We start from the raw sequence: 22,776 nt of genomic DNA, 5'->3' as shown, positions 1-22,776 counted from the left end.
TCCGAAACAGTGTGGAAATCCGCGTATTTTAGCCAACTTGGCCGCTTAACCAAACCATGATTATTGGCCTCGCTCTTAAAACACCCCCGGCTACTGCGTGGCTGCCTCAGCTCCTCGTCCGCTTTCAGCGAAATCTTTGCTGAGCAGAGGCGGCAATTGCCCACTGACCAAGCCAGTAGGTGACAATAATTGCATAGGGTGCGGCTTCGAACGGTGCGACAAACCGGTTGATGCCAATCAGGCTATCGGACAGGACAAAGAGCAGCGCGCCAACAGCAGCCAGCCATGCGCCCTGAGGGTTGATGCCCGGTTGGTTCAGGCGGGCAAGGGCTCGCCAGAGCATGGCGCCGATGGCAGTTGAGTAACAAATCACAGGAATTAGTAGTGGCCCCAGTCCAGCGCTGGCGAGGACGCTGAACATGCCGCCGCCAACGATAAGCGCAATGAACAACGCAGGCCATGCCACTCGTTTGCAATCGCTGAAATAGGCTCGCAGATAGGCCAGGTGAGCGAGCAGGAACGCGCCAAGGCCGAATACGAATAAGTCGCCAGGCCAGTCGAGCAGAATATCGCCGACCAGTGAGCAGAAAAGCCCGATGCGGATCCAGCGGCTATAGGTGCCAGCGGGTGCCTGCTGCAACCAAAGCAACAGCGCAATGACAGGGATGCCTTTGGTCAGCAGGCTCAGCAGTGCCAGATCAGCAGCTCTTGCATAGATAAACAGTGCGGCGCCACTCAGGGCAAAAATCAACCAACGCATATCAAGTGCTCGACAAAGTCTTGGGAGGTTAAAACCTCGCAACTATGTCGGTTTAGCCACTTATTGCCAACGCCGAGGATGACGTTCGAAGTAGCTTTTCGCGCCGAAATACAAGGTGCCGCAGTTTATTTGACCTTGATATTGCAGTCGAAGGTTTGAGCCGGTGCAACGTCAGTTTCCCATGGCCGCTGGTAGGTCATGAGCAAGTGACCTTCGCCGGGTTGTTTAGCCGTATAGCGCCAAGTTGATTTACCTGCACTGCCTACCAGTGCTGCGTCTTCAGGGTTGCTGTAAACCTCTGGGCCGAGGCTGGTCAGAACAGTTGGAGCGGCGTCGCGTACAACCCAGCGAAACCCAGTGGTGGGGTTACTTGGCAGTGTGATAATCAATTGTTGCCCGGTGGTCAGCGACAGTGGGCAATCGCTTTGCTGTTGCACATTAACCGTACTGGAGTTGGTGGCGCAGCCTGCCAGTAATGCAAGGCTGAGTGGCGGCAGTAAACGGTAAACTGCGGTCATGTTTAGCTCCGGTGATTCGAAAGGCTATTCAGCATAGCTCCAGTCGATGCGAAAACGTAAGCCTAATTGCACCGAAATAGCATATGCCCCATGTCTTAAATAAGCTTTGGCAATCGTTTGGCTAGCAAGGGTTCAGCCGAGATTCGTCGGCTGAACCCTTGTAACTTGCTGATTTTAGTCAAACAGTACTTTAGCTACATCGCTATAGCGTTTGGCGAAGTGTACGGTGATGCCTTCTTTCAAGTAGTCCGGCAGCTCTTCGTACGAGCCTCGGTTGGCATCTGGCAGGATCAGCTCATGGATTTTCTGCCGGCGCGCTGCAATGACTTTCTCGCGAACCCCGCCAATCGGTAGTACCTGCCCGGTTAACGTCAGTTCGCCGGTCATGGCCACGCCTTTTTTCGGAACTTGGTTACGCGCCAGTGAAAGCAGCGCGCTGGCCATGGTAACGCCTGCACTTGGACCGTCTTTCGGGGTGGCGCCTTCGGGTACGTGAAGGTGAATAAACGCCTGATCGAAGAAGCTACTATCACCGCCAAATTTTTTCAGATTCGAGCTGATGTAGCTGTAAGCGATTTCAGCGGACTCCTTCATCACATCGCCCAGTTGGCCAGTGAGTTTGAAGCCGCGATTGAGGGTATGAATTCGTGTGGCTTCAATTGGCAGCGTAGCACCGCCCATACTGGTCCATGCAAGGCCGGTAATAACGCCTTTGCCGGAAAGCACCTGTTCATTACGGAAAACCGCAATACCGAGATAGCGCTCAAGGTCTTTGTGGCCGATTTTCACCGGCGTGTCAGGCGCATCCAGTAATTGCACGACAGCCTTGCGCACTAGTTTGCCGAGCTGCTTTTCGAGTTGGCGCACACCGGCTTCACGGGCGTAGCCTTCAATGACACCGCGCAGCGCAGCGTCAGTAATGCTCAGGCGTTTTTTCGGCACGCCGGCTTTTTCCAACTGTTTTGGCCACAGGTGATTTTTAGCAATCGCCAGTTTCTCTTCGGTGATGTAACCGGAAAGACGAATAATCTCCATGCGATCGAGTAGCGGCCCCGGAATCGAGTCAAGGGTGTTCGCGGTACAGATGAACAAGACTTTCGACAGATCGATGCGCAAGTCCAGATAGTGGTCGAGAAACTCGACGTTCTGCTCTGGGTCGAGGGTTTCCAGAAGAGCAGAAGCAGGGTCGCCTTGAAAGCTGGTGCCCATCTTGTCTATCTCATCGAGCATGATCACCGGGTTCATCACTTCGACTTCTTTCAGCGCTTGCACCAGCTTGCCGGGCAGGGCACCAATATAAGTACGGCGATGGCCCTTGATCTCGGCTTCGTCGCGCATACCGCCGACACTGAAACGATAAAATGGTCTGCCTAGCGACTCGGCAATTGATTTGCCAATACTGGTTTTACCCACCCCAGGCGGGCCGACAAGCAACACGATGGAACCGGCGATTTCACCTTTGAATGCACCTACGGCGAGGAACTCGGTGATTCGCGATTTGATGTCATCCATGCCCGAATGATGCTTGTCGAGCACTGTGCGCGAATGCTTCAGGTCTAGCTTGTCCTGACCAAACACGCCCCAAGGTAACGCGGTGGCCCAGTCCAAGTAATTGCGGGTCACAGCGTACTCGGGGGAGCCGGTCTCAAGTATCGATAACTTGCCAAGTTCTTCGTCTATACGTTTGCGCGCCTGCTCAGACAGGGTTTTACCTTCCAGACGCTGCTCGAACTGCTCGATATCTGCGCTGCGGTCGTCTTTGCTCAAACCTAGTTCTTGCTGAATAATCTTCAGCTGTTCCTTGAGAAAGAACTCGCGTTGATGTTCAGAAATCTTGCGGTTGACCTCCGCCGACAACTCGCCTTGCAGGCGTGCAACCTCAACCTCTTTGCGCAGCAATGGCAGCACTTTCTCCATGCGTTTAAGCATCGGCACGGTGTCGAGGACTTCTTGCAGCTCTTTGCCCGGCACAGTGGTCAAGGCGGCGGCAAAGTCGGTCAGCGGGGACGGATCGTTAGGGCTGAAGCGGTTGAGGTAATTCTTCAACTCTTCGCTGTACAGGGGATTGAGCGGCAGCAGTTCCTTGATCGCATTGATCAGCGCCATGCCATAGGCTTTGATCTCATCACGCGACTCGAGCAGGGTTTTTGGGTATTCAACTTCCGCCAGATAGGGTGGTTTACGGCTTAACCAGCCACGAATACGCACGCGGGTCAGGCCCTGCGCAACAAATTGCAGCTTGCCACCTTCTTCCGAGGCATTGAGCACACGAACCAAGGTGCCGTGCTCGGGTAGGGAATCGGGGTCAAAACTTGCCGAGCCATCTGCTGGCGGATTATCCACGAAGAACAATGCCAGGCTCTTGTGCTGCGTATCACTCACGCGTTTGAGAGTCGAGCTCCAAGGTTCGGGGTTGACGATGATCGGCAACACCTGAGCAGGGAAGAGCGGGCGGTTATGGATTGGAATCACATACAGCTTGTCTGGCAGTTGCTGATTAGGCAGGGCCAGACGTTGATCATCCTGATTTCCTGGTTCTACGACGATATCGTTATCTTCGTTCATGCTGCACCTGCAATTGGGCGATGACATAAACATGGGGGATAATTTGGCTTTTTCAATTGTTCGTTGCCTGCGACGCAATGTCACTGTGGCATCCATTTGTCGTCGGCACTGCTGTTTTCGCGCTTTAAGGGGTAAAATGCGCCATCACTTAATGGACGCCGTCTTGCGATGCTCAATGCCCGTCTAATTCGACTCGATGATAAAGCCCACGAACATACCCACGATCACCATCAATTGGTGCTATCGCTGTCTGGGCGTGCAGAATTCGAGGTGAACGGCAGTGGCGGAGAGGTCTGTCGGATGCGCGCTTGCTTGGTTCCTGGCGATGCAGATCACCAGTTTGCCGGCATGGGCGATAACCGCATGTTGATCATCGACCTCGATGAGCAGGACACCACCAGCGAAGACCTCGAATTATTGGCGCACTTGTTTGAGACGCCGCGTTATCCCCAGTTGGATGCGGATTTTCAGCACTTGCTCAGCTATGCGGGCGCCGAGCTTGAACGCTATGGCAGTGACCTGATTCTTGCGCGCTCGCTGGGCGGGGTGCTGTTGCGTGCGTTGCACTTGCGCCTGTTTGGCGAGCAACGAAACCGTGTCAGCGGTTCACTCAACTTGGAGCGCTTGGATCAGTATATCGTTGAACATCTGTCGCGGCGTATCAGCGTTGCCGAGTTGGCCCAGACTGTCTGCCTGAGCCCGAGCCACTTTCACGCGCAGTTCAAAGAAAGTGTTGGTCTGACCCCACATCAATACCTGCTTAAAAGCCGTCTTGATCGAGCCGCGCGCTTGCTCCGTGAAAGCAACTTGCCGCTGATTCGGATTGCCGAAGAGTGTGGTTTCTCTTCACAAAGCGCCCTGACTACAGCAATGCGCCGTTATATGGGCCTTACCCCCAAGCGTATGCGCAAGCCTCAGTAAGCAGGTTTTTGCGCCATAATCTGATATTTCTAACAGCGCCATGCCGGTTTTGATTGAACGGCTCATTATTGTGCACGCCTATCATTGATCAGTAATTATTGGATTTCAGGAGGAGCTGCTTTGACCGAGCAACAGTCACCCGTTACCTGGCAAATCAAACATCACAGCGAGCTTAGCGTCACTGATGTATACGCTGCTTTAAAGCTGCGCAGCGCGGTTTTCGTGGTCGAGCAGAATTGTGTCTACACTGATATCGATGATCTCGACATGCTCGGTGAAACGCGTCATTTACTGGCATGGCAGGGCGATACGTTGGTTGCGTATTTACGCTTGCTTGATCCTGCGCAAAACGATTCGAGTGTGGTGATCGGTCGTGTGGTGACCGACCCATCTGCGCGCGGTACCGGCTTGGGCCACAAGATGATGGCGCATGCTCTCGAAGCCTGTGCTGAGCATTGGCCAGAATTGCCGATTTACATGTCAGCGCAAGCACATTTGCAAGGCTATTACGGGCGTTATGGTTTTGTTGCATGCAGCGACATTTATCTTGAAGACGGCATCGAGCATGTCGGTATGCGTCGTCTTTAATCGTCGCTGCGCATCATTATGGTGCGCAGTGAACGCCGCCCGACATGGTCAATTTACGCGTTTGGTCGGCGCCGACTGATTTTGTCGATGAAGACAGCATCTGGCTGAATCTGAGCGGCTTGCTCCTTCTAGTCCGGGCGGTGTAGCCGCTTACAGATGTTTTTAGGCAAAAAAAGCATCTTGAATTAGTTCCCTGCCCCATAGTTTTTTGCAAAAACTCCAGAGGTTTTAGTAAGAAGCTGTAATCACTCTGCCACTAAATTCAGACATCCAGTTGCGTCGAGTTTGTTGCCTTGAGTTTTGTCGTCCGGGCAACACATCTGCACCCATGCATGCACAGACGCTTACAACAACAGTCTCCAGAAGAGGATGGGCGTGATGTTTAAAGCCAGTCACGTCTTGCAGGACGAGTTCCTAACCCGGATCTCTGCCGCCAAGGCCGCCGATTTTTTCCCTGTCATCAGCGCTAACTACAGCGTTGACGAGGCAGCCTATCTCACTGAGCTTTTAGAGCTCGCCGACCCCGGTGAAGCAGGCATTGAGGCTATCCGCCAGAATGCCCGCACATTGATTGAACATGTGCGTAGCCGGGACAATGCCGTCGATACCCTCGACGCACTTCTTCGTCAGTACAGCCTCGACACCCAGGAAGGGCTGATGCTCATGTGCCTGGCCGAGGCTTTGCTGCGGGTGCCGGATGCAGTCACAGCCGATGCGTTGATCCGCGACAAACTCAGCGCTGCCGAGTGGGAACGCCACTTGGGCAAGAGTGACAGCGTGTTGGTCAATTTTGCTGCCTGGGGCTTGGTCATGACCGGCAAGGTGGTTGACCCGGAAACCGCAGACGGTCGCCCAAAAAACGTATTGGGCAAGTTGATCAAACGTTCTGGTGAGCCAGTTATCCGCGCGGCGATGAACCAGGCCATGAAACTCATGGGCAAGCAGTTCGTACTGGGCCGCACCATCAGTGAAGCACTGAAAAATGGTCGCCCGGAGCGTGAAAAAGGTTACAGCTATTCCTTTGATATGTTGGGTGAAGCAGCGCTGACCGCTGAAGACGCCGACAAGTACATGGCCGACTATCGCCAGGCGATTGATACCGTTGGTGCTGAGCCGCAAGTTGGTAAAGGCCCGCGCCCGTCGGTGTCGATCAAGCTTTCGGCGCTGCACCCGCGCTATGAAGTCGCTCAGCGTGAACGCGTACTGATTGAATTGTTCGATAACGTGCGCGAATTGTGTGTGCGTGCCCGCAAGCTGGACGTGGGTATCTCGATCGATGCTGAAGAAGCTGACCGGCTTGAACTGTCGCTCGAACTTTACGAAAAGCTACTGCGTGACCCGGCAATTAGCGGCTGGGGTGAAGTAGGTCTGGTTATCCAAGCCTACTCAAAGCGCTGCTTGCCAGTGCTGGTGTGGCTGACCTTGTTGGGCAAAGAGCTCGGCGAGAAGATGCCGTTGCGCTTGGTCAAGGGTGCGTATTGGGACAGCGAAATCAAACAGTGTCATGTGCAGGGCCTGGATGGTTTTCCGGTATTTACCCGCAAAGAAGGCACCGACAGTTCTTACTTGGCCTGTGCCCGCTTCCTGTTATCCGAGTTCACCCGTGGGGTGATTTATCCGCAGTTCGCCAGCCACAACGCACATACGGTCAGCTGCATTCTGACCATGGCCGCTGAGCTGCCACAGCCACGTGATTTCGAGTTCCAGCGCCTGCACGGAATGGGCGATGCGCTGTATGACACGGTGTTGGAAAAGCACGCTACTAATGTGCGTATTTACGCTCCGGTTGGCGCACACAAAGACCTGCTGCCGTATCTGGTGCGTCGTCTGTTGGAAAACGGTGCGAACTCCTCGTTTGTGCATCAATTGGTTGACCCTAGCACGCCGATTGAGTCACTTCTTGATCATCCAGTGACGCAGTTGCGCAAGTTCAAGTCGCTCAGCAATGAGAAAATTCCACTTCCGCCTGCACTGTTCGGTGCTGCTCGGAAAAACTCCCAAGGCATCAACATGAATATCGAGCACTCCTGGGCAGAATTGAACAATGCCTACCAGCCGCACCTCAATCGCCAATGGCACGCAGCACCTGTAATCAATGGTGAAAAGCTCGCCGGTACTGCACAAGACGTGCACTGCCCATATGAGTTGAGCAAGGTTGTTGGCAGTGCTGAGTTCGCGACCGCCGCCCAAGCCGCCCAAGCGCTTGATGTGTTGAGTGCTGCCTGGCCGCGCTGGAATGCCACTGCAATCGACGATCGCGCGAGTGTTTTCGAGCGCTTGGCAGACCTGCTGGAAACCCACCGTGCAGAGCTGATGGCAATGTGCACGCTGGAGGCGGGTAAAAGCCTGCAAGACGGTATCGATGAGGTGCGTGAAGCAGTTGATTTCTGCCGCTATTACGCGCAACAAGCACGCCTGCGTTTAGGTCGTGAAGAACTGCAAGGCCCTACTGGCGAGCGTAACGAGCTGTTCCATGAAGGCCGTGGTATTTTCGTATGCGTCAGCCCGTGGAACTTCCCTCTGGCTATCTACCTGGGCCAGATTGCTGCGGCATTGGTTGCCGGTAACTGTGTTCTGGCAAAGCCTGCCGAACAGACCAGCCTGATTGCTGCACGCGCTCTGGAACTGATGTTTGAAGCAGGCTTGCCGAAAGATGTAATTGCTTTCTTGCCGGGTGATGGCGCGACCTTGGGTGGCGTGTTCTGTCGCGACGCCCGTGTATCAGGCGTGTGCTTCACCGGTTCGACCGATACTGCGCGAATCATCAACCGCCAATTGGCTGAAAAACAAGGTCCAATCGCTGCCTTGATCGCTGAAACTGGCGGTCAGAACGCGATGATCGTTGATTCCACAGCCCTGCCTGAGCAGGTTGTTAAAGACGCCGTGCAATCGGCCTTTACCAGCGCCGGCCAACGTTGCTCAGCCCTGCGCGTGCTCTATGTGCAGGCTGATATCGCCGACCGCGTGCTGGAGCTGCTTAAGGGCGCGATGGCCGAACTCAAAGTTGGCCCGACGCATCTGCGTGCCAACGACATTGGCCCGGTAATCGACGCTGAAGCTAAAGCCGGTCTAGATGCTCACATCGCTAAGCTAAAAGGCGAAGGCAAGCTGATCGCTGAAACACAAATGCCAGCTGATCTTGATGGGCATTTTGTAGCGCCTGTGGCTTTTGAAATCGGCGGCATCAACGAATTAGAGAAAGAAAACTTTGGCCCGATCCTGCACGTAGTGCGTTATCAGGCCAGCGAGCTGGAAGCGGTGGTCGGCGCTATCAACGGTACTGGTTACGGTTTGACTCTTGGGGTTCATAGCCGTAACGAAGAAACCGCCGCACGCATCGAGGCCTTGGCGCGCGTTGGTAACCTGTACATCAACCGTAACCAGATTGGCGCGGTAGTAGGTGTGCAGCCGTTTGGTGGTTGTGGTCTATCTGGTACCGGTCCAAAAGCCGGTGGTCCAAGCTACTTATTGCGCTTTGTTAACGAGCGTACGACTTCGGTGAACACCACCGCAGTCGGAGGTAATGCATCGCTGCTATCATTGGGCGACGAGGTTTAAACAGTTTTACGGGCGGGTGCCTTCGGGCCTCGCCCGTTGTTTTATTGAGGGCTCAAAAAAGCCTGAAGTTGGTTGCGTGACCTGAGGGCTGGTTGCTCAATCTTAAAGAGGTGCGGTTGTTCTGATATTACGCTGAGTTGGGCTTTCCAGCCGCAGGGTATAGACAACGTATCCGCTTTATTAGGTGCGGGCGCTACACGCGAACGCTGTTTGCCATACAGGGCACGGGTCAACCCCGTGCTGCCATAACAACAAACGAGAGGGGACCACCCCAATGACAGCTAACACACCCATGCTAGTCACCTTTGTGGTGTACATTGCTTTGATGATCGGGATTGGCTTATTCGCCTATCTGCGTACCAAAAACTTATCCGATTACATCCTTGGTGGCCGTAGCCTCGGCAGCTATGTAACTGCGTTGTCTGCTGGTGCATCGGACATGAGCGGCTGGTTGTTGATGGGCTTGCCGGGCGCCGTGTACTTGTCGGGCTTGTCTGAAGGCTGGATTGCCATTGGCTTGGTGATTGGTGCTTATCTGAACTGGCTGTTTGTTGCGGGTCGTCTGCGGGTACAGACCGAGCACAATGGCAACGCGCTGACCCTGCCTGATTACTTCAGCAATCGCTTCGAAGACAACAGCCGCGTGTTGCGGGTTTTTTCTGCTGTCGTCATTCTGGTGTTCTTCACCATCTATTGCGCATCTGGCGTGGTAGCTGGCGCGCGTTTGTTTGAAAGCACTTTCGGTATGCCTTACGAGACTGCGCTGTGGGCGGGTGCTGCTGCAACCATCGCCTATACTTTTATCGGCGGCTTCTTGGCTGTTAGCTGGACTGACACCGTACAAGCAACGTTGATGATCTTCGCTTTGATCCTGACGCCAGTGGTTGTGATGATCGCCACCGGCGGTGTGGATACAACATTCGCTGCAATCGAGATGCAAGATGCCACCAACTTTGACATGTTCAAAGGCGCAACCTTTATCGGTGTGATTTCGCTGATGGCGTGGGGCCTAGGTTACTTCGGTCAACCACACATCCTGGCGCGTTTCATGGCGGCTGATTCGGTTAAAACCATTCCATCAGCACGTCGTATCTCCATGGCATGGATGATTCTTTGCCTGATTGGTACGGTGTCGGTTGGTTTCTTCGGTATCGCTTACTTCGCTGCAAATCCTGACGTTGCGGGGCCAGTGACTGAAAACCCTGAGCGGGTCTTCATCGAATTGGCCAAGTTGCTGTTCAACCCATGGGTTGCGGGCGTGCTGCTGTCGGCCATTCTGGCTGCAGTTATGAGCACCTTGAGCTGCCAGCTGTTGGTATGTTCGAGCGCTCTGACAGAAGACTTCTACAAAGCATTTCTGCGTAAAGATGCCTCGCAAACCGAGCTGGTCTGGGTCGGTCGTGGCATGGTGCTGCTGATTGCCTTGGTTGCGATCCTGCTGGCTGCAGATCCAAATAACCGCGTGTTGGGCTTGGTGTCTTATGCGTGGGCTGGTTTCGGCGCTGCATTCGGTCCAGTGGTATTGCTCTCTGTCATGTGGGCACGCATGACCCGTAACGGCGCGCTGGCAGGCATGTTGGTTGGTGCGATTACCGTGATCGTGTGGAAGAACTACATCGGTTTGGGTCTGTACGAAATCATTCCTGGCTTCATCCTCGCAACGCTGGCCATTGTGGTCTTCAGCCTGCTGGATAAAGAGCCATCTGCAACCATGCAGAAGCGTTTCGCTGATGCTGAGAAAGAGTACAACGCCGCCCAATAATCGGCTGGATGTACTATAAAACCGGCCCGTGCTTGTTGTGCATGGGCCGGTTTTTTTCTGCCTAAAATAGCTGTGCGCTAGCCACTGCTAATGTTTGATTGGGCAGATATATCTTTATTTCTTCCGTTGGCGCCTGTGCTTGGCTATGGTGCGCTTCTCAACTGATTCGCTGGCAAAGGCATGGCATGACTCAAACTCCAAACAATCCACTGCATGGCGTTACGCTTGAGGCGATTCTCAACCATCTGGTAGCAACTTACGGCTGGGATGGGCTGGCGCAGCGTATTGATATTCGCTGTTTCAAAAGCGATCCGAGTATCAAATCGAGTCTGACTTTTTTGCGCAAGACGCCGTGGGCGCGCGAGAAAGTAGAGGCGCTGTATATCAAGGCACAACGCAATAACTGATCGTCGCAAAAGTTGCTTAAGCAGGTTGATGAGCCTCGGCAATGCGCGGGCTCATCGGGAGGCGGGGAGTGTTAGCTCATGGGCTCGTCGTCGCGCACTACTATGTATTCACGTCCGTTGTCATCTTCGCTGTAGTCGAGCACATAAAACATCACTACCTCACCTGGGTTAGGCATTGTGGCGACATAGTCGTTGCCTTCAACCGTGAAGAACTGCGCTGATTCGGGCTTAGCCTCGCATTCAATAAATGCGGTCATAAACAGCTCAGGGTTGGTGTCGGCGAAGAACTCTTCCCGTTCATGCTCATCCCAGTCAGCTGGCGCTTCGAATACGCCGGTGAAGAGGATCTTGGCATCGCCGAGGTCAATTTCTTCAGCTTCAGGGTCCTGCTCATCTGGGCGATAAACCATGCAGTTCAGCGCATCTTCGTGAGTCAAGGTGGCATTGCGCGCGGCAAGGCGCTTTTGCGGGTCGAGTGGTGGCACGTCTAGCTCCATGTATGTGGCCGTATGCTGGTTGTTTCAGCAGCGGTGACTGACAGCAAACCATAGTCAGTGAGTGTTAAAGGAAAAAGACCGTTGGTCTGTTTTCGATTTCCATGCCTGAGTATGGTTCATCCGTAAGCGCAGATATTACCACCGCATGACGCTCTGCCATGGGCGAGTAAGCACTATATTTGATGGTAGTCGCTGCTTGAGTAAAGTGCAGGTTTAAGCGTAAGACTATGCGCCCAAGAGATGACGCAACAACCAACCAAGGACGAGAAACGAGGTCGAAATGCCAGTTGATAAACCCGCGCAACTGATTCGCAGCTGGCAAGCCAACGCCGAGGCGTGGACCAAGGTTGTTCGTGAGCAACGCTTGGCGAGCCGGCGTCTGGTCACTGATGCGGCAGTGCTTGAGGCGATACATCAATGTGCGCCCACGCGTGTGCTGGATGTCGGTTGCGGTGAAGGTTGGCTGTGCCGGGCATTGGCGGATAAAGGTCTTGAGGTGCTCGGTGTTGATGCCTCGCAACCATTAATATTGCAGGCTCGCGCAGCCGATCCTTACCCGCAGCGTTATTATCAGTTTGGTTATGATCAACTCGCTGAAGCGGGACAAACATTGGGCCAGTTTGACGTGTTGGTGTGCAACTTTGCGCTGCTTGATGAGGAGCTTTTGCCCAGCCTCAAGGCAATGCGTGCCCGTGCGACTGACGGCGGATATCTACTCATCCAAACGCTGCATCCTTGGCAAGCCTGCGTCAACCAGCCGTATGTTGATGGTTGGCGCGTTGAGCAGTTCAGTGATTTTGGCAATGAGTTCACGCAGCCCATGCCTTGGTTCTTTCGCACTCTGCAATCGTGGCTTGCACTGCTGGCTGAGGCGGGTTGGCAGTTGCAATCGTTGCAGGAACCCAAACACCCGCAGCAGATGCAACCTGCGTCAATGTTGTTATTGAGCATCCGCGCCTAGCGCTGGTTAAAGAGCACTGGAATACGCGGCGCAGTGACTTTCCGGCAGTGCTTTAGCGGGCGACGCTAACGCCTTCAAGGTTAGCGAACGAGGTGTCTTTCGCGGTCAGTAAAAAGTCGCGCATAAATGGCGCATCGAGCATATCGGTGCGAATCCCCGCGTAGAGTGTGGCCAGCAAGCCTTTTTCACCTAGGCGTTTGGCGGTGACATAACCCCGCGAGCTGTACTCGTGCAGCGCCCAGTTCGGCAAGCCGCAGACCCCGCGTCCGCTGGCGACCAGTTGCATCATCATGACTGTCAGCTCGGAAGTACGTACTTGCGCTGGCTCGATATCCGCCGGTTCGAGAAAACGGGTAAAAATATCCAGCCGGTCACGTTCGACAGGGTAGGTGATCAGCGTTTCTTTCTCTAAATCTTGCGCGACGATAAATGCCTTGTTCGCCAGCGCATGCTGATTGGCGACAGCGAGCATTGCTTCGTAAGTGAATAGCGGTATGTAAGTAATACCCGCCAGCTCGATGGGGTCTGAAGTGACGACCAAATCAAGGTCGCCGCGAGCCAAGGCGGGCAACGGCGCAAAAGAGAATCCTGAGGCCAGGTCAAGTTCGACTTCTGGCCAGGCATCGCGAAATTGGTCAATGGTCGGCATCAGCCACTGGAAGCAACTGTGGCATTCAATCGCCATGTGCAACCGGCCTGCAGTCCCGCCAGCCAAGCGTGCCAGATCACGTTCGGCGCCGCGCAATAAAGGCAGCACCGAATCGGATAACTGCAATAAGCGCAAGCCAGCGCTGGTGAAACGCACAGGTTTGGTCTTGCGTACAAATAACTGCATACCCAGTCGCTCTTCAAGCTCTTTGAACTGATGTGAGAGTGCCGACTGAGTCAGGTGTAAGCGTTCTGCTGCGTCAACCAGGCTGTCGCTTTCGCGCAGCGCGTGCAGGGTTTTTAGATGGCGAAGTTCAAGCATGGCGGTCTCACGGTCGCGGGCGCAATAGAAGATAAGCGATGGGGCGGGTGGGCCAGTGTCAGCGCTGGCGCCATATGAACATGAGTAAAACTATAGATCAATACGAATATGTTGAGTTTGTCTCATGATTCAGTGTTGTTGAGAATACACACCATCATCTGTACGGAGCATTAAATCATGGCTGTATCTCATTCCCTCGGTTTTCCTCGCATCGGCCGCGACCGTGAATTAAAGAAGGCGCTGGAAGCGCATTGGCGAGGCGAGCTGGATGAGGCAGGTTTGCGTGCCGCCGGCCGCGAGCTGCGAGCGAATCATTGGCAACTGCAAAAAGACGCGGGTATCGACTTGCTGCCAGTGGGTGACTTTGCCTGGTACGACCAAGTGCTCACTCACTCGCTGACTTTTGGTGTGGTTCCTCAGCGTTTTCGTCCTGAGTCTGGCCAGCCGACACTGGATACCTTGTTTGGCATGGCCCGTGGTGTCAGCAAAAGCTGTTGCGGCGGTGCCCATGCGCAGGAAATGACTAAGTGGTTCGATACCAATTATCACTATCTAGTGCCTGAATTCAGTGCCGATCAGCGCTTTCAATTGAGCTGGGAGCAGCTGTTTGAAGAGGTTGCGGAGGCAAAAGCTTTGGGGCATCAGGTCAAACCGGTTTTGATTGGCCCGCTGACTTATTTGTGGCTGGGTAAAGCCAAGGGCGACGATTTCGACAAACTTGAATTGCTTGAGCGCTTATTGCCGATATACGGCGAAATTCTTGGTCGTTTGGCTGCGCTTGATGTTGAGTGGGTGCAAATTGACGAACCCATTCTTGGTCTGGATCTACCGCAAGACTGGAAGAACGCTTTCGAGCGCGCTTATCACTTGCTCCAGCACGCACCGCTGAAAAAACTGGTGGCCACCTACTTCAGCGGCCTTGAAGACAACCTCGGTCTGGCTGTTACTTTGCCGGTCGATGGGCTGCATGTCGATTGGGTGCGTGCGCCTGAGCAACTGCCGCTGCTGCTTGATCGCCTGCCAAGCTACAAGGTGCTGTCTCTGGGCGTGGTCAATGGTCGTAACGTCTGGCGTTGTGATCTTAATGCTGCGCTGCAGGCGTTAAAGCAGGCGCAGAACCGCTTTGGCGACAATCTTTGGGTAGCCGGTTCATGCTCGCTGCTGCACAGTCCGGTTGACTTGAAGCGTGAAGACACGTTGGATGCCGAGCTTAAAAGCTGGCTGTCGTTTGCCGTGCAGAAGTGCTCGGAGATAGCGCTGTTGAGCAAGGCATTGAATGACCCGGAAGCTGAGGACGTTAAGGCCGCATTGGCGCACAGCGCTCAAGTGCAACTCAGTCGTGAGCAGTCCAAACGTATTCACAAGCCTGATGTACAGGCGCGCTTGCGTGCAGTGACTGCAGCCGACGGCCAGCGGGCATCGAACTTTGCTAAGCGTATTGATCTGCAACGCCAACGTTTGCAGCTGCCTGCATTTCCGACCACCACCATTGGCTCGTTCCCGCAGACTGCCTCTATTCGTCTGGCGCGTCAGTCATTCAAGCAAGGCAAATTGTCAGGCGCTGAATACACCGAGGCCATGTACAGCGAAATTCGTCATGCAGTCAAAGTGCAAGAAGACCTTGGCCTGGACGTGCTGGTGCACGGCGAGGCAGAGCGTAACGACATGGTCGAGTATTTCGCCGAGCAGCTCGATGGCTACGCGTTCACCCGTTTTGGCTGGGTGCAGAGTTATGGTTCGCGTTGCGTGAAACCGGCGGTGATCTTTGGTGACTTGAGTCGCCCTAAAGCCATGACTGTCGAATGGATTCGTTATGCGCAGAGCCTCACCAGCAAAGTCATGAAAGGCATGTTGACCGGGCCGGTGACCATGCTGATGTGGTCCTTCCCGCGCGAGGATGTCAGCCGTGAAGTTCAGGCGCGGCAGTTGGCGCTGGCTATTCGCGATGAAGTGGTTGACCTGGAAAAGGCCGGAATCAAGATCATCCAGATTGATGAGGCCGCGTTCCGTGAAGGCTTGCCGTTGCGCAAAGCGGCTTGGCAGGGCTATCTCGACTGGGCAACCGAGGCGTTTCGCCTATGTGCTTCGGGTGTACAGGATCAAACTCAGATCCATACACACATGTGCTACAGCGAATTTAACGATGTGATTGAGTCAATTGCAGCGATGGATGCTGATGTCATCACCATCGAGACCTCGCGTTCTGACATGGAGTTGTTGGATGCGTTTGAAGCCTTCGATTACCCCAATGATATTGGCCCCGGCGTCTACGATATTCACTCACCACGGGTGCCGGAAACCTCTGAAATCATCAAGTTGATGACCAAGGCTGTGCAGCGTATCCCCGCTGAACGACTCTGGGTTAATCCCGACTGCGGTTTGAAAACCCGTGGTTGGGCAGAGACCGAAGCCGCGCTGGTGAATATGGTCGCGGCAGCGCGTGAGTTGCGCACGCAGTTAGCTTAACCGACTGACCTGCCAGCCGTGCGGGCATGCAATGTGCGAGCGTTGCTGGCAGGATTTAAAGCGGTATTAATCAACCGCCGATGCTGTTTGCGCTGGAAGCAAAACGACCACTCAGCAGGGTTCATTAAATTGTCATGGTTCTGTGGCAGCGCGAAAGCATAAATATCATCAAACTCGCAACTTAATGGGGTTCTGCGTTTTGGTGTTTTTATGCGTGCGTTTTTATTTATCGCCGCGCTGTTATTCAGTGTGTCGTCATTTTCTGCGGTCCGTTGCGATCTAACTGCAGCTACACAATTTGCTGATGTGGGTGAGTTAAATCTTGCCTATCAAAGCGTTGGTCGTGATCGTGATCCGGCCTTGTTGTTAGTGATGGGGCTGGGTGGGCAACTGATTCATTGGCCAGATGAAGTCGTTAAGTCGCTGTGTGAGCAGGGTTTTCGGGTGATCCGTTTTGATAACCGTGATGTTGGTTTAAGTACCTGGCACCAGCCTGAGGCAACGGTAAACCTGACCTATCAAGTGCTGCGCTACCGCGTCGGCTTGGGTGTGTCCGCGCCATACAGCTTGACTGATATGGCTGAGGACTCACTAGGTTTGATGGACTCGCTGGGAATACAGCGCTTTCATGTATTGGGCGCAAGTATGGGTGGAATGATCGCCCAGCACCTGGCGGATATCGCGCCGCAGCATGTGCAAAGTCTGACGCTCATCATGAGCAGTTCGGGGGCTGAAGGTTTACCGGCACCGAGCCCTAAATTACTCGCGTTATTGGGGCGGCGCGAGGCCCCGAATAGAGCTGTTGCACTGGAGCAGCAAGCAGATTTGCTCGCAGCCTTGGGAAGCCCTGAGGTGAAGGATGATCGCCAGGAATTGTTGCACGAAGCACAGATTTCTTATGATCGCGCTTTTAATCCACAAGGTGTTGAGCGGCAAATTGCAGCTATTTTGGCCGAGCCAAGCCGCGTCGAATTGCTCAATCGCTTACGTGTTCCGACTCTGGTGGTGCACGGCACGGCTGACCCGCTGCTGCCGGTGATGCACGGTGTGCATCTGGCCGCCCATATTCGCGGCAGCCAATTAAAGCTGATTCCCGGTTTGGCTCATCGCTTTCAAGCGGCGTTTAAACAGCCGCTACTGTCAGCGGTGTTGCCGTATTTGATTCAGCATCGTACAGATACTCATATCGCCAAACTGTAGTTTTGCGTGAGATGGCGGGCCATTCGGGGGTAATCGCTCGGGTGGGCAAGGCGAAGCTTGTCCACCATGATCGAGTGAACGGCCAGAGGCGAGTTAGTGAGTCAGCGTTGCATTCAGGGGCGTTGGTTTCGACGCTGAACCACGGCGTTCTTGCAAGTACTGGCTCAGGCGCAATTGTTCTGCTGCACTCATGAACAAACCCAGCTTGGTGCGTCGCCATACAATATCTGCTGGTGCCGTGGCCCACTCTTCATTACACAGATAGTCAACTTCACAGGCATACAACTGCGCCCCAAAGTGCTCGCCCAAGTCTTGCAGGTCGTTTACCCCGTTTAACAACAGCCAGCTGCGGTTGCCGTAGGTGGTCGCCCACCGTCGAACCAGAGTGGTCGGTAACCAACTGAAGCGAGCGCTGAGTGCTTCGACCAAGGCGCTCTGGCTTTCAAAATCCTCGGCGCCAGGCAGTAAGCTGGTGGCTGTCCAGCTTGGTCCCATTTGTGGGAAATGGCTGGCCAGCAACTTCAGTGCGGACTCGGCCAGTTTACGGTAGGTGGTTAGCTTGCCGCCGAATACCGAGAGTAGCGGCGCCTCGCCAGGGTGCCCCAAAAGTGACAGGGTGTAGTCGCGCGTTACAGCTGATGGCTCAGCAGACTCATCGTCACACAGCGGTCTGACTCCAGAGAAACTGTGCAAAATATCTTCGCGTGCAAGCGGCTGACGAAAGTGCGCGTTGAATACGTTGAGCAGGTAATCGGTTTCCTCCTCGGTGATCGCAACGGCGCGAGGGTCACCCTTATATTCACGATCAGTGGTGCCGATCATGGTGAATTGATCAAGGTAGGGAATCGCAAATACAACGCGCTGGTCTTCGTTCTGCAGGATATACGCCTGTTCGCCCTCAAACCTGCGGGGCACGATGATGTGGCTGCCTTGAATAAGGCGCACACCGTAGGGCGATTTTTGCTTGAGATCGTCATGAATAAACTTTGCCACCCACGGCCCTGCAGCATTGACCAGTGCGCGGGCGCGAATTGAAAACAGGCTGCCGTCGGCGCGCTCAAGATGAATGTGCCACAGGCCTTTGCTGCGCCGGGCACTGGTGCAGCGGGTTTGAGTGTGGATGTGCGCACCGCTTTCGCGGGCAGCCATGGCATTGAGAACCACCAGCCGGGCATCGTCAACCCAGCAGTCGGAGTACTCAAAGCCGCGGCTGATCTCCGCTTTCATCGGGCTGTCGGCACCGAAGCGCAAACCATGTGAACCCGGCAGCTTTTCGCGCTTGCCGAGATGATCGTATAGAAACAAGCCCGCTCGAATCATCCATGCCGGGCGCAGGTGAGGGCGGTGCGGCAGGATAAAACGCATCGGTTTGATGATGTGTGGTGCTTTCGCCAGCAGCACCTCGCGCTCAGCCAGTGCTTCGCGCACTAAGCGAAACTCATAATGTTCGAGGTAGCGTAAGCCGCCGTGGATCAGTTTGCTGCTGGCTGACGAGGTGTGTTCGGCCAGATCATCGCGCTCACAGAGAAAAACCGACAAGCCGCGTCCGGCAGCATCGGCGGCAATGCCGACGCCATTGATACCGCCACCGACAACGGCAAGGTCGTAAATCTCGGCAATGGGCGCGTTGTGGGTGCTGTGATTGGGCATGCTGGCACTCGCAAAAGGTCGAAATTGAACTTCATATGTTCACTTTCGAACATATGTTAGTTGAATAACCTTGATCCCGCCAGTCTGCAGCTGATGTTTGCACCGGCCAGTTCGATTTAATTCACGCAGGCATGCGCACACCTACCTTGGGTCGGGTAAGCGAGCCGCTGACAGAAGGTTTTTAAACGAGGTTGAGCTGGATTTTTGCGTCGTGCAAAAGCCGGGTGATTGCCGGGCTCGGCGCTGCATCAGTGAAGACTTGATTGACCAGATTGATAGGGCCTAGCCGAACCACTGCGTTGCGTCCGAATTTGTTCGAGTCAGCAGCTAGTAATACATGCCGAGCATTGCTGATGATTGCTTGGGAAACCCGGACTTCCTGATAGTCGAAATCGAGGAGACTGCCGTCTTCGTCAATCCCGCTGATGCCAACCAGCGCAAAGTCGACCTTGAATTGTGCAATGAAATCGACTGCGGCTTGGCCGACAACTCCGCCGTCAGGACGCACTGTTCCGCCCGCTACGAGGACTTCGAAGTCAGGCTTACTGCTAAGTTGCGCCGCAACATGCAGATTGTTGGTGATGATTTTTAAACCTTTGTGATTCAACAGGGCGCGGGCAATGGCTTCAGTGGTCGTGCCGATATTGATGAACAAAGAGGCATGGTTTGGTATCTGCGCGGCAATGGCTTCAGCGATGCGCTGCTTTTCTTCACGCATTTGCCCTGCACGCATGGTGTATGCAGTATTTTGCGTGCTTGAGTTTTCGCAAGCCGCACCGCCGTGAGTGCGACGTAGCAAGCCTTGTTCGGCGAGCTGATTGATGTCGCGGCGGATAGTTTGGGGGGTGACGGTGAATGCTTGAGCAAGTTCGTCGATGCTGACGTATCCACGCTCACGAGCCAGATTAAGAATGTCTTGCTGACGCGGTGCCAGAGTCATGAAAGGGTCCTTTTTTGCGCCATTATAGGCTGCTCAGGAAGATTTTTTCGGCTATGGTAATCAGACTTTATCAGAGTATTTTCACAAACGAACATGACGCCTGCAATTGAACTGTTAAAAAAGGCTAAAGCGCAGTTCCAAGTACACAGCTATAGCCACGACCCAAAGGTTGCTTCTTATGGGTTGGAGGCTGCCGATAAGCTTGGCCTTGATCCTGCTCGGGTATTCAAGACGCTATTGGCTGCCAGTGAGAAAGGGGAGCTTTTAGTTGCAGTGGTGCCAGTAGCCGGTAGTCTGGACTTGAAGGCATTGGCTAGCGCCGCCGGGGTCAAAAAAGTCGACATGGCTGATCCGACTGCGGCGCAACGTGCTACAGGATACTTGCTAGGTGGCATTAGTCCGCTGGGGCAAAAGAAGCGTTTGCGTACCTTTATAGATACCTCGGCTCAGCACTTTCCCAGTATTCATGTCAGTGCGGGTAGGCGCGGGCTTGAGGTTGAGTTAGCGGGTGCTGTTTTGGCTGAGCACACCTGCGCACAATTTGCGGCAATTGGCCGCGAGTAATTTCAGTTTGCTGCATGCCTTGATTGCGGCATGCGCTCATTCATTTTGGCCAACACCTATTCAGGTGTGAAGGCCTAACAATAACAAGGACTCATACATGTCACGGTTTCTGCTTGCGATTGATCAGGGCACGACGAGCAGTCGAGCAATTGTATTCAGTGCCCAGGGCTTGCCTGTGGCGCGCGCGCAGCAGGAGTTCAAACAGTATTTCCCGCAAGACGGCTGGGTTGAGCACGACGCTGAAGAGCTGTGGCTGACGACGCTTAAAGTCTGTCGTGAGGCCTTGAAGCAGAGCGGTTTGAATATTGAAGAAGTCGCTGCAATCGGTATCACCAACCAACGTGAAACCACCTTGGTTTGGGATGCCAAAAGCGGCGCGCCGATCCATCCTGCAATTGTCTGGCAGGACCGGCGCACTGCGGACTATTGTGCCGAGCTTAAGGAAGCAGGGCATGAGGCGTATGTGGCGGCGAAAACCGGACTGCTCATCGATCCTTATTTTTCCGCCACCAAGCTGCGCTGGATTCTGGAGAATGTCGCTGGAGCCCGTGAGCGAGCAGAGCGTGGCGAACTGCGCTTTGGTACGGTCGACAGCTTCTTGTTGTGGCGCCTGACAGGTGGTCAATCGCATAAGACCGATGCGACTAACGCGTCGCGCACATTGATGTTCAATATCCACACCCAAGAATGGGATGCAGAGTTGCTCGAGCTGTTTGATATTCCGGCGAGCATGCTTCCGGAAGTGATGGACTCGGCTGCGGATTTTGGTACTTGTTTGCCCGATCTGTTGGGCGCGTCAATTCCTGTCCTGGGTATTGCCGGTGATCAACAAGCGGCATTGGTTGGTCAGGCGTGTTTTCAACCCGGTATGGTTAAAAGCACTTACGGCACCGGTTGTTTCATGATTCAAAATACCGGCGATACACCCGTAGCCTCGCAGAACCGCTTGTTGACGACGGTAGGCTATCGTCTCAATGGCAAGGTCACATACGCCGTTGAAGGCAGTATTTTTGTCGCAGGTGCAGCAGTGCAGTGGCTGCGTGACGGTATCAAACTGATCAATCATGCGCGTGACAGTGAGGCGATGGCTGAGCAAACCGGGGATGCCTGTGGTGTGTATTTGGTGCCTGCATTTACCGGCCTTGGTGCACCTTATTGGGACCCTAAAGCACGCGGTGCGATCTTTGGTCTGACACGTGATACTGGAATCAAAGAGATCGTCACCGCAGGCCTGCAGTCGGTGTGCTATCAAACGTTGGATTTACTCCAGGCCATGCGACAGGACGGAGCTGCAGCGCCCAGTGCGCTGAGGGTTGACGGTGGAATGGTTGAGAATAATTGGGTCATGCAGTTTTTGGCAGACATTCTCGGGGTCACAGTCGAGCGCCCTAAAGTGACAGAAACCACCGCGCTTGGTGTTGCTTACCTCGCAGGCTTGCAGGCAGGCATTTATCCAAACCTGGATGCGATTGCGAGCCACTGGCACCGCCAGCAACGCTTTGTCCCGCGTATGGCAGACAGTCACCGCGATACGCTTTATAGCGGTTGGTTAGATGCGGTTAAGCGCGTACGCAGTGAGAGTTAGATAAACGGCTACTGTTCTTTGCGAGGCAGATATTTGATTCGCTCATTACGGTTATGTCTGGCAACTACTGCAATCATAAGCGCTCAAGGGCTCTGTGCAGCCCAAGACGATAGTGAAACAGTGGTGATCGCCGGAGATGTCTGGTGTCCTGTGAACTGTGCACTTGATGCGCAGCAGCCCGGTATTTTTGTTGAGTTGGTGCAGCGTATCTTTGCCGAGCGCGGGATCAATGTTGAGTATCGCGTTATTAACTGGGCGAGAGCTGTACACGATGTCCGGCGCGGTAAAATCAATGCATTGGTCGGTGCTGGCGTCAAAGATGCTCCAGACTTCATTTTCAGCAAGACTTTTCCCGGCGTCTCGCGCAATTGTTTCTATGCCAAACCTCAGCATAGTTGGCGCTATGAAGGTACTGAGTCACTACTGAACGTGACAGTTGGTGCAATTAATGGCTACAGCTATGGTTCTGAGCTGAACACTTATTTTGAAAATCATAAGAGTAATCGAGTACGGGTGCAGTTGGCGTATGGTGATCGTGCTCTGGCATTAAATATTGATAAGTTGCGCAAAGACCGAGTGGACACTGTCATTGAAAATAGCTGGGTAATGCAAGCGTACCTGGCTGCCCACGGGCAAGCGGGCGAGCTGCTTGAAGTGGGGTGCCGCAAGGTTGATGTGCCGATATACGTCGCATTTTCACCGGCACTGAAGTCCAGCCAACGCTATGTCGATATTTTTGAGCAAGGTCTGGAACGTTATAAAGGTAACGGTGAACTGGATGCTTTATATCGTCGTTATGGTATCAATCCGGTTACCGTCGGGAATGGCACACTCTTGTCGGACCCTCAATAATAGCGGTGGTTT

General features: G+C 54.1%; 18 protein-coding genes. 11 read left to right on the top strand and 7 right to left on the bottom strand.

What is annotated here, in order from left to right; genetic code table 11:
- Positions 1–124: 124 nt before the first annotated feature.
- The 3 genes from ACN0UH_RS06865 to lon form a co-directional block, all read right to left on the bottom strand.
- On the bottom strand, positions 125–760 hold the full coding sequence (locus ACN0UH_RS06865; RefSeq protein ID WP_417661356.1) for a lysoplasmalogenase: 636 nt from the start codon (positions 758–760) through the stop codon (positions 125–127).
- 125 nt (positions 761–885) lie between these two features.
- Positions 886–1,278, bottom strand: coding sequence for a protease inhibitor I42 family protein (locus ACN0UH_RS06860; RefSeq protein WP_417661355.1), 393 nt, complete (start codon positions 1,276–1,278; stop codon positions 886–888).
- Positions 1,279–1,452: 174 nt separating this feature from the next.
- Positions 1,453–3,843, bottom strand: coding sequence for an endopeptidase La (lon, locus tag ACN0UH_RS06855; protein ID WP_417661354.1), 2,391 nt, complete (start codon positions 3,841–3,843; stop codon positions 1,453–1,455).
- A gap of 168 nt (positions 3,844–4,011) precedes the next feature.
- Here lon and ACN0UH_RS06850 point away from each other — a divergent pair, with 168 nt between their 5' ends.
- From ACN0UH_RS06850 to ACN0UH_RS06830, 5 genes are all read left to right on the top strand, one after another.
- Positions 4,012–4,764 (top strand): helix-turn-helix domain-containing protein, encoded by a 753-nt coding sequence (locus ACN0UH_RS06850; RefSeq protein WP_417661353.1) that lies wholly within the window; start codon positions 4,012–4,014, stop codon positions 4,762–4,764.
- 120 nt (positions 4,765–4,884) lie between these two features.
- On the top strand, positions 4,885–5,352 hold the full coding sequence (locus ACN0UH_RS06845) for a GNAT family N-acetyltransferase (RefSeq protein ID WP_417661352.1): 468 nt from the start codon (positions 4,885–4,887) through the stop codon (positions 5,350–5,352).
- 378 nt (positions 5,353–5,730) lie between these two features.
- Positions 5,731–8,910, top strand: a complete 3,180-nt coding sequence (gene putA / locus ACN0UH_RS06840; RefSeq protein ID WP_417661351.1) for a bifunctional proline dehydrogenase/L-glutamate gamma-semialdehyde dehydrogenase PutA — start codon at positions 5,731–5,733, stop codon at positions 8,908–8,910.
- Between the two features lie 274 nt (positions 8,911–9,184).
- On the top strand, positions 9,185–10,672 hold the full coding sequence (gene putP / locus ACN0UH_RS06835) for a sodium/proline symporter PutP (RefSeq protein ID WP_417661350.1): 1,488 nt from the start codon (positions 9,185–9,187) through the stop codon (positions 10,670–10,672).
- A gap of 185 nt (positions 10,673–10,857) precedes the next feature.
- Positions 10,858–11,079, top strand: a complete 222-nt coding sequence (locus ACN0UH_RS06830) for a VF530 family DNA-binding protein (protein WP_417661349.1) — start codon at positions 10,858–10,860, stop codon at positions 11,077–11,079.
- 71 nt (positions 11,080–11,150) lie between these two features.
- On the opposite strand, the gene ACN0UH_RS06825 is transcribed toward ACN0UH_RS06830, so the two are convergent.
- A complete protein-coding gene (locus tag ACN0UH_RS06825) occupies positions 11,151–11,576 on the bottom strand; it encodes a hypothetical protein (protein ID WP_417661348.1) in 426 nt (141 codons plus the stop codon).
- A gap of 280 nt (positions 11,577–11,856) precedes the next feature.
- On the opposite strand from ACN0UH_RS06825, the gene ACN0UH_RS06820 reads away from it, so the two are divergent.
- Positions 11,857–12,537 (top strand): class I SAM-dependent methyltransferase, encoded by a 681-nt coding sequence (locus ACN0UH_RS06820; RefSeq protein WP_417661347.1) that lies wholly within the window; start codon positions 11,857–11,859, stop codon positions 12,535–12,537.
- 52 nt (positions 12,538–12,589) lie between these two features.
- Here the strand turns inward: ACN0UH_RS06820 and metR are convergent, their stop codons facing one another.
- A complete protein-coding gene (gene metR / locus ACN0UH_RS06815) occupies positions 12,590–13,507 on the bottom strand; it encodes a transcriptional regulator MetR (RefSeq protein WP_087515963.1) in 918 nt (305 codons plus the stop codon).
- Between the two features lie 177 nt (positions 13,508–13,684).
- On the opposite strand from metR, the gene metE reads away from it, so the two are divergent.
- Positions 13,685–15,973, top strand: coding sequence for a 5-methyltetrahydropteroyltriglutamate--homocysteine S-methyltransferase (gene metE, locus ACN0UH_RS06810; protein ID WP_417661346.1), 2,289 nt, complete (start codon positions 13,685–13,687; stop codon positions 15,971–15,973).
- 210 nt (positions 15,974–16,183) lie between these two features.
- Entirely contained in the window at positions 16,184–17,173 is a 990-nt protein-coding gene (locus tag ACN0UH_RS06805; protein ID WP_417661345.1) for an alpha/beta fold hydrolase, read from the top strand.
- A gap of 93 nt (positions 17,174–17,266) precedes the next feature.
- Here the strand turns inward: ACN0UH_RS06805 and glpD are convergent, their stop codons facing one another.
- Together glpD and ACN0UH_RS06795 are read right to left on the bottom strand one after the other, a co-directional pair.
- Entirely contained in the window at positions 17,267–18,823 is a 1,557-nt protein-coding gene (glpD, locus tag ACN0UH_RS06800; RefSeq protein ID WP_417661344.1) for a glycerol-3-phosphate dehydrogenase, read from the bottom strand.
- 181 nt (positions 18,824–19,004) lie between these two features.
- Complete coding sequence (locus ACN0UH_RS06795; RefSeq protein ID WP_417661343.1) at positions 19,005–19,763, bottom strand: DeoR/GlpR family DNA-binding transcription regulator; 759 nt, start codon at positions 19,761–19,763, stop codon at positions 19,005–19,007.
- A gap of 93 nt (positions 19,764–19,856) precedes the next feature.
- Between ACN0UH_RS06795 and ybaK the strand changes: the two genes are divergently transcribed.
- From ybaK to ACN0UH_RS06780, 3 genes are all read left to right on the top strand, one after another.
- Positions 19,857–20,327, top strand: coding sequence for a Cys-tRNA(Pro) deacylase (gene ybaK, locus ACN0UH_RS06790; RefSeq protein ID WP_417661342.1), 471 nt, complete (start codon positions 19,857–19,859; stop codon positions 20,325–20,327).
- Positions 20,328–20,424: 97 nt separating this feature from the next.
- Positions 20,425–21,912, top strand: coding sequence for a glycerol kinase GlpK (gene glpK / locus ACN0UH_RS06785; protein ID WP_417661341.1), 1,488 nt, complete (start codon positions 20,425–20,427; stop codon positions 21,910–21,912).
- A gap of 33 nt (positions 21,913–21,945) precedes the next feature.
- Positions 21,946–22,764 (top strand): substrate-binding periplasmic protein, encoded by an 819-nt coding sequence (locus ACN0UH_RS06780; RefSeq protein WP_417661340.1) that lies wholly within the window; start codon positions 21,946–21,948, stop codon positions 22,762–22,764.
- Positions 22,765–22,776: the final 12 nt, after the last annotated feature.

This window comes from Pseudomonas sp. (genome assembly GCF_048265905.1).
GTDB lineage: Bacteria > Pseudomonadota > Gammaproteobacteria > Pseudomonadales > Pseudomonadaceae > Aquipseudomonas.
The sequence above is the reverse complement of the archived record's forward strand: the minus strand, read 5'-3'. Positions and strand labels throughout refer to the sequence as shown.

Bases quoted from the DNA above. Each gene is read 5' to 3' on its own strand.
- ACN0UH_RS06865 (WP_417661356.1), bottom strand. From the start codon at position 760: ATGCGTTGGTTGATTTTTGCCCTGAGTGGCGCCGCACTGTTTATCTAT.
- ACN0UH_RS06860 (WP_417661355.1), bottom strand. From the start codon at position 1,278: ATGACCGCAGTTTACCGTTTACTGCCGCCACTCAGCCTTGCATTACTG.
- lon (WP_417661354.1), bottom strand. From the start codon at position 3,843: ATGAACGAAGATAACGATATCGTCGTAGAACCAGGAAATCAGGATGAT.
- ACN0UH_RS06850 (WP_417661353.1), top strand. From the start codon at position 4,012: ATGCTCAATGCCCGTCTAATTCGACTCGATGATAAAGCCCACGAACAT.
- putA (WP_417661351.1), top strand. From the start codon at position 5,731: ATGTTTAAAGCCAGTCACGTCTTGCAGGACGAGTTCCTAACCCGGATC.
- putP (WP_417661350.1), top strand. From the start codon at position 9,185: ATGACAGCTAACACACCCATGCTAGTCACCTTTGTGGTGTACATTGCT.
- ACN0UH_RS06830 (WP_417661349.1), top strand. From the start codon at position 10,858: ATGACTCAAACTCCAAACAATCCACTGCATGGCGTTACGCTTGAGGCG.
- ACN0UH_RS06825 (WP_417661348.1), bottom strand. From the start codon at position 11,576: ATGGAGCTAGACGTGCCACCACTCGACCCGCAAAAGCGCCTTGCCGCG.
- ACN0UH_RS06820 (WP_417661347.1), top strand. From the start codon at position 11,857: ATGCCAGTTGATAAACCCGCGCAACTGATTCGCAGCTGGCAAGCCAAC.
- metR (WP_087515963.1), bottom strand. From the start codon at position 13,507: ATGCTTGAACTTCGCCATCTAAAAACCCTGCACGCGCTGCGCGAAAGC.
- metE (WP_417661346.1), top strand. From the start codon at position 13,685: ATGGCTGTATCTCATTCCCTCGGTTTTCCTCGCATCGGCCGCGACCGT.
- ACN0UH_RS06805 (WP_417661345.1), top strand. From the start codon at position 16,184: ATGCGTGCGTTTTTATTTATCGCCGCGCTGTTATTCAGTGTGTCGTCA.
- glpD (WP_417661344.1), bottom strand. From the start codon at position 18,823: ATGCCCAATCACAGCACCCACAACGCGCCCATTGCCGAGATTTACGAC.
- ACN0UH_RS06795 (WP_417661343.1), bottom strand. From the start codon at position 19,763: ATGACTCTGGCACCGCGTCAGCAAGACATTCTTAATCTGGCTCGTGAG.
- ybaK (WP_417661342.1), top strand. From the start codon at position 19,857: ATGACGCCTGCAATTGAACTGTTAAAAAAGGCTAAAGCGCAGTTCCAA.
- glpK (WP_417661341.1), top strand. From the start codon at position 20,425: ATGTCACGGTTTCTGCTTGCGATTGATCAGGGCACGACGAGCAGTCGA.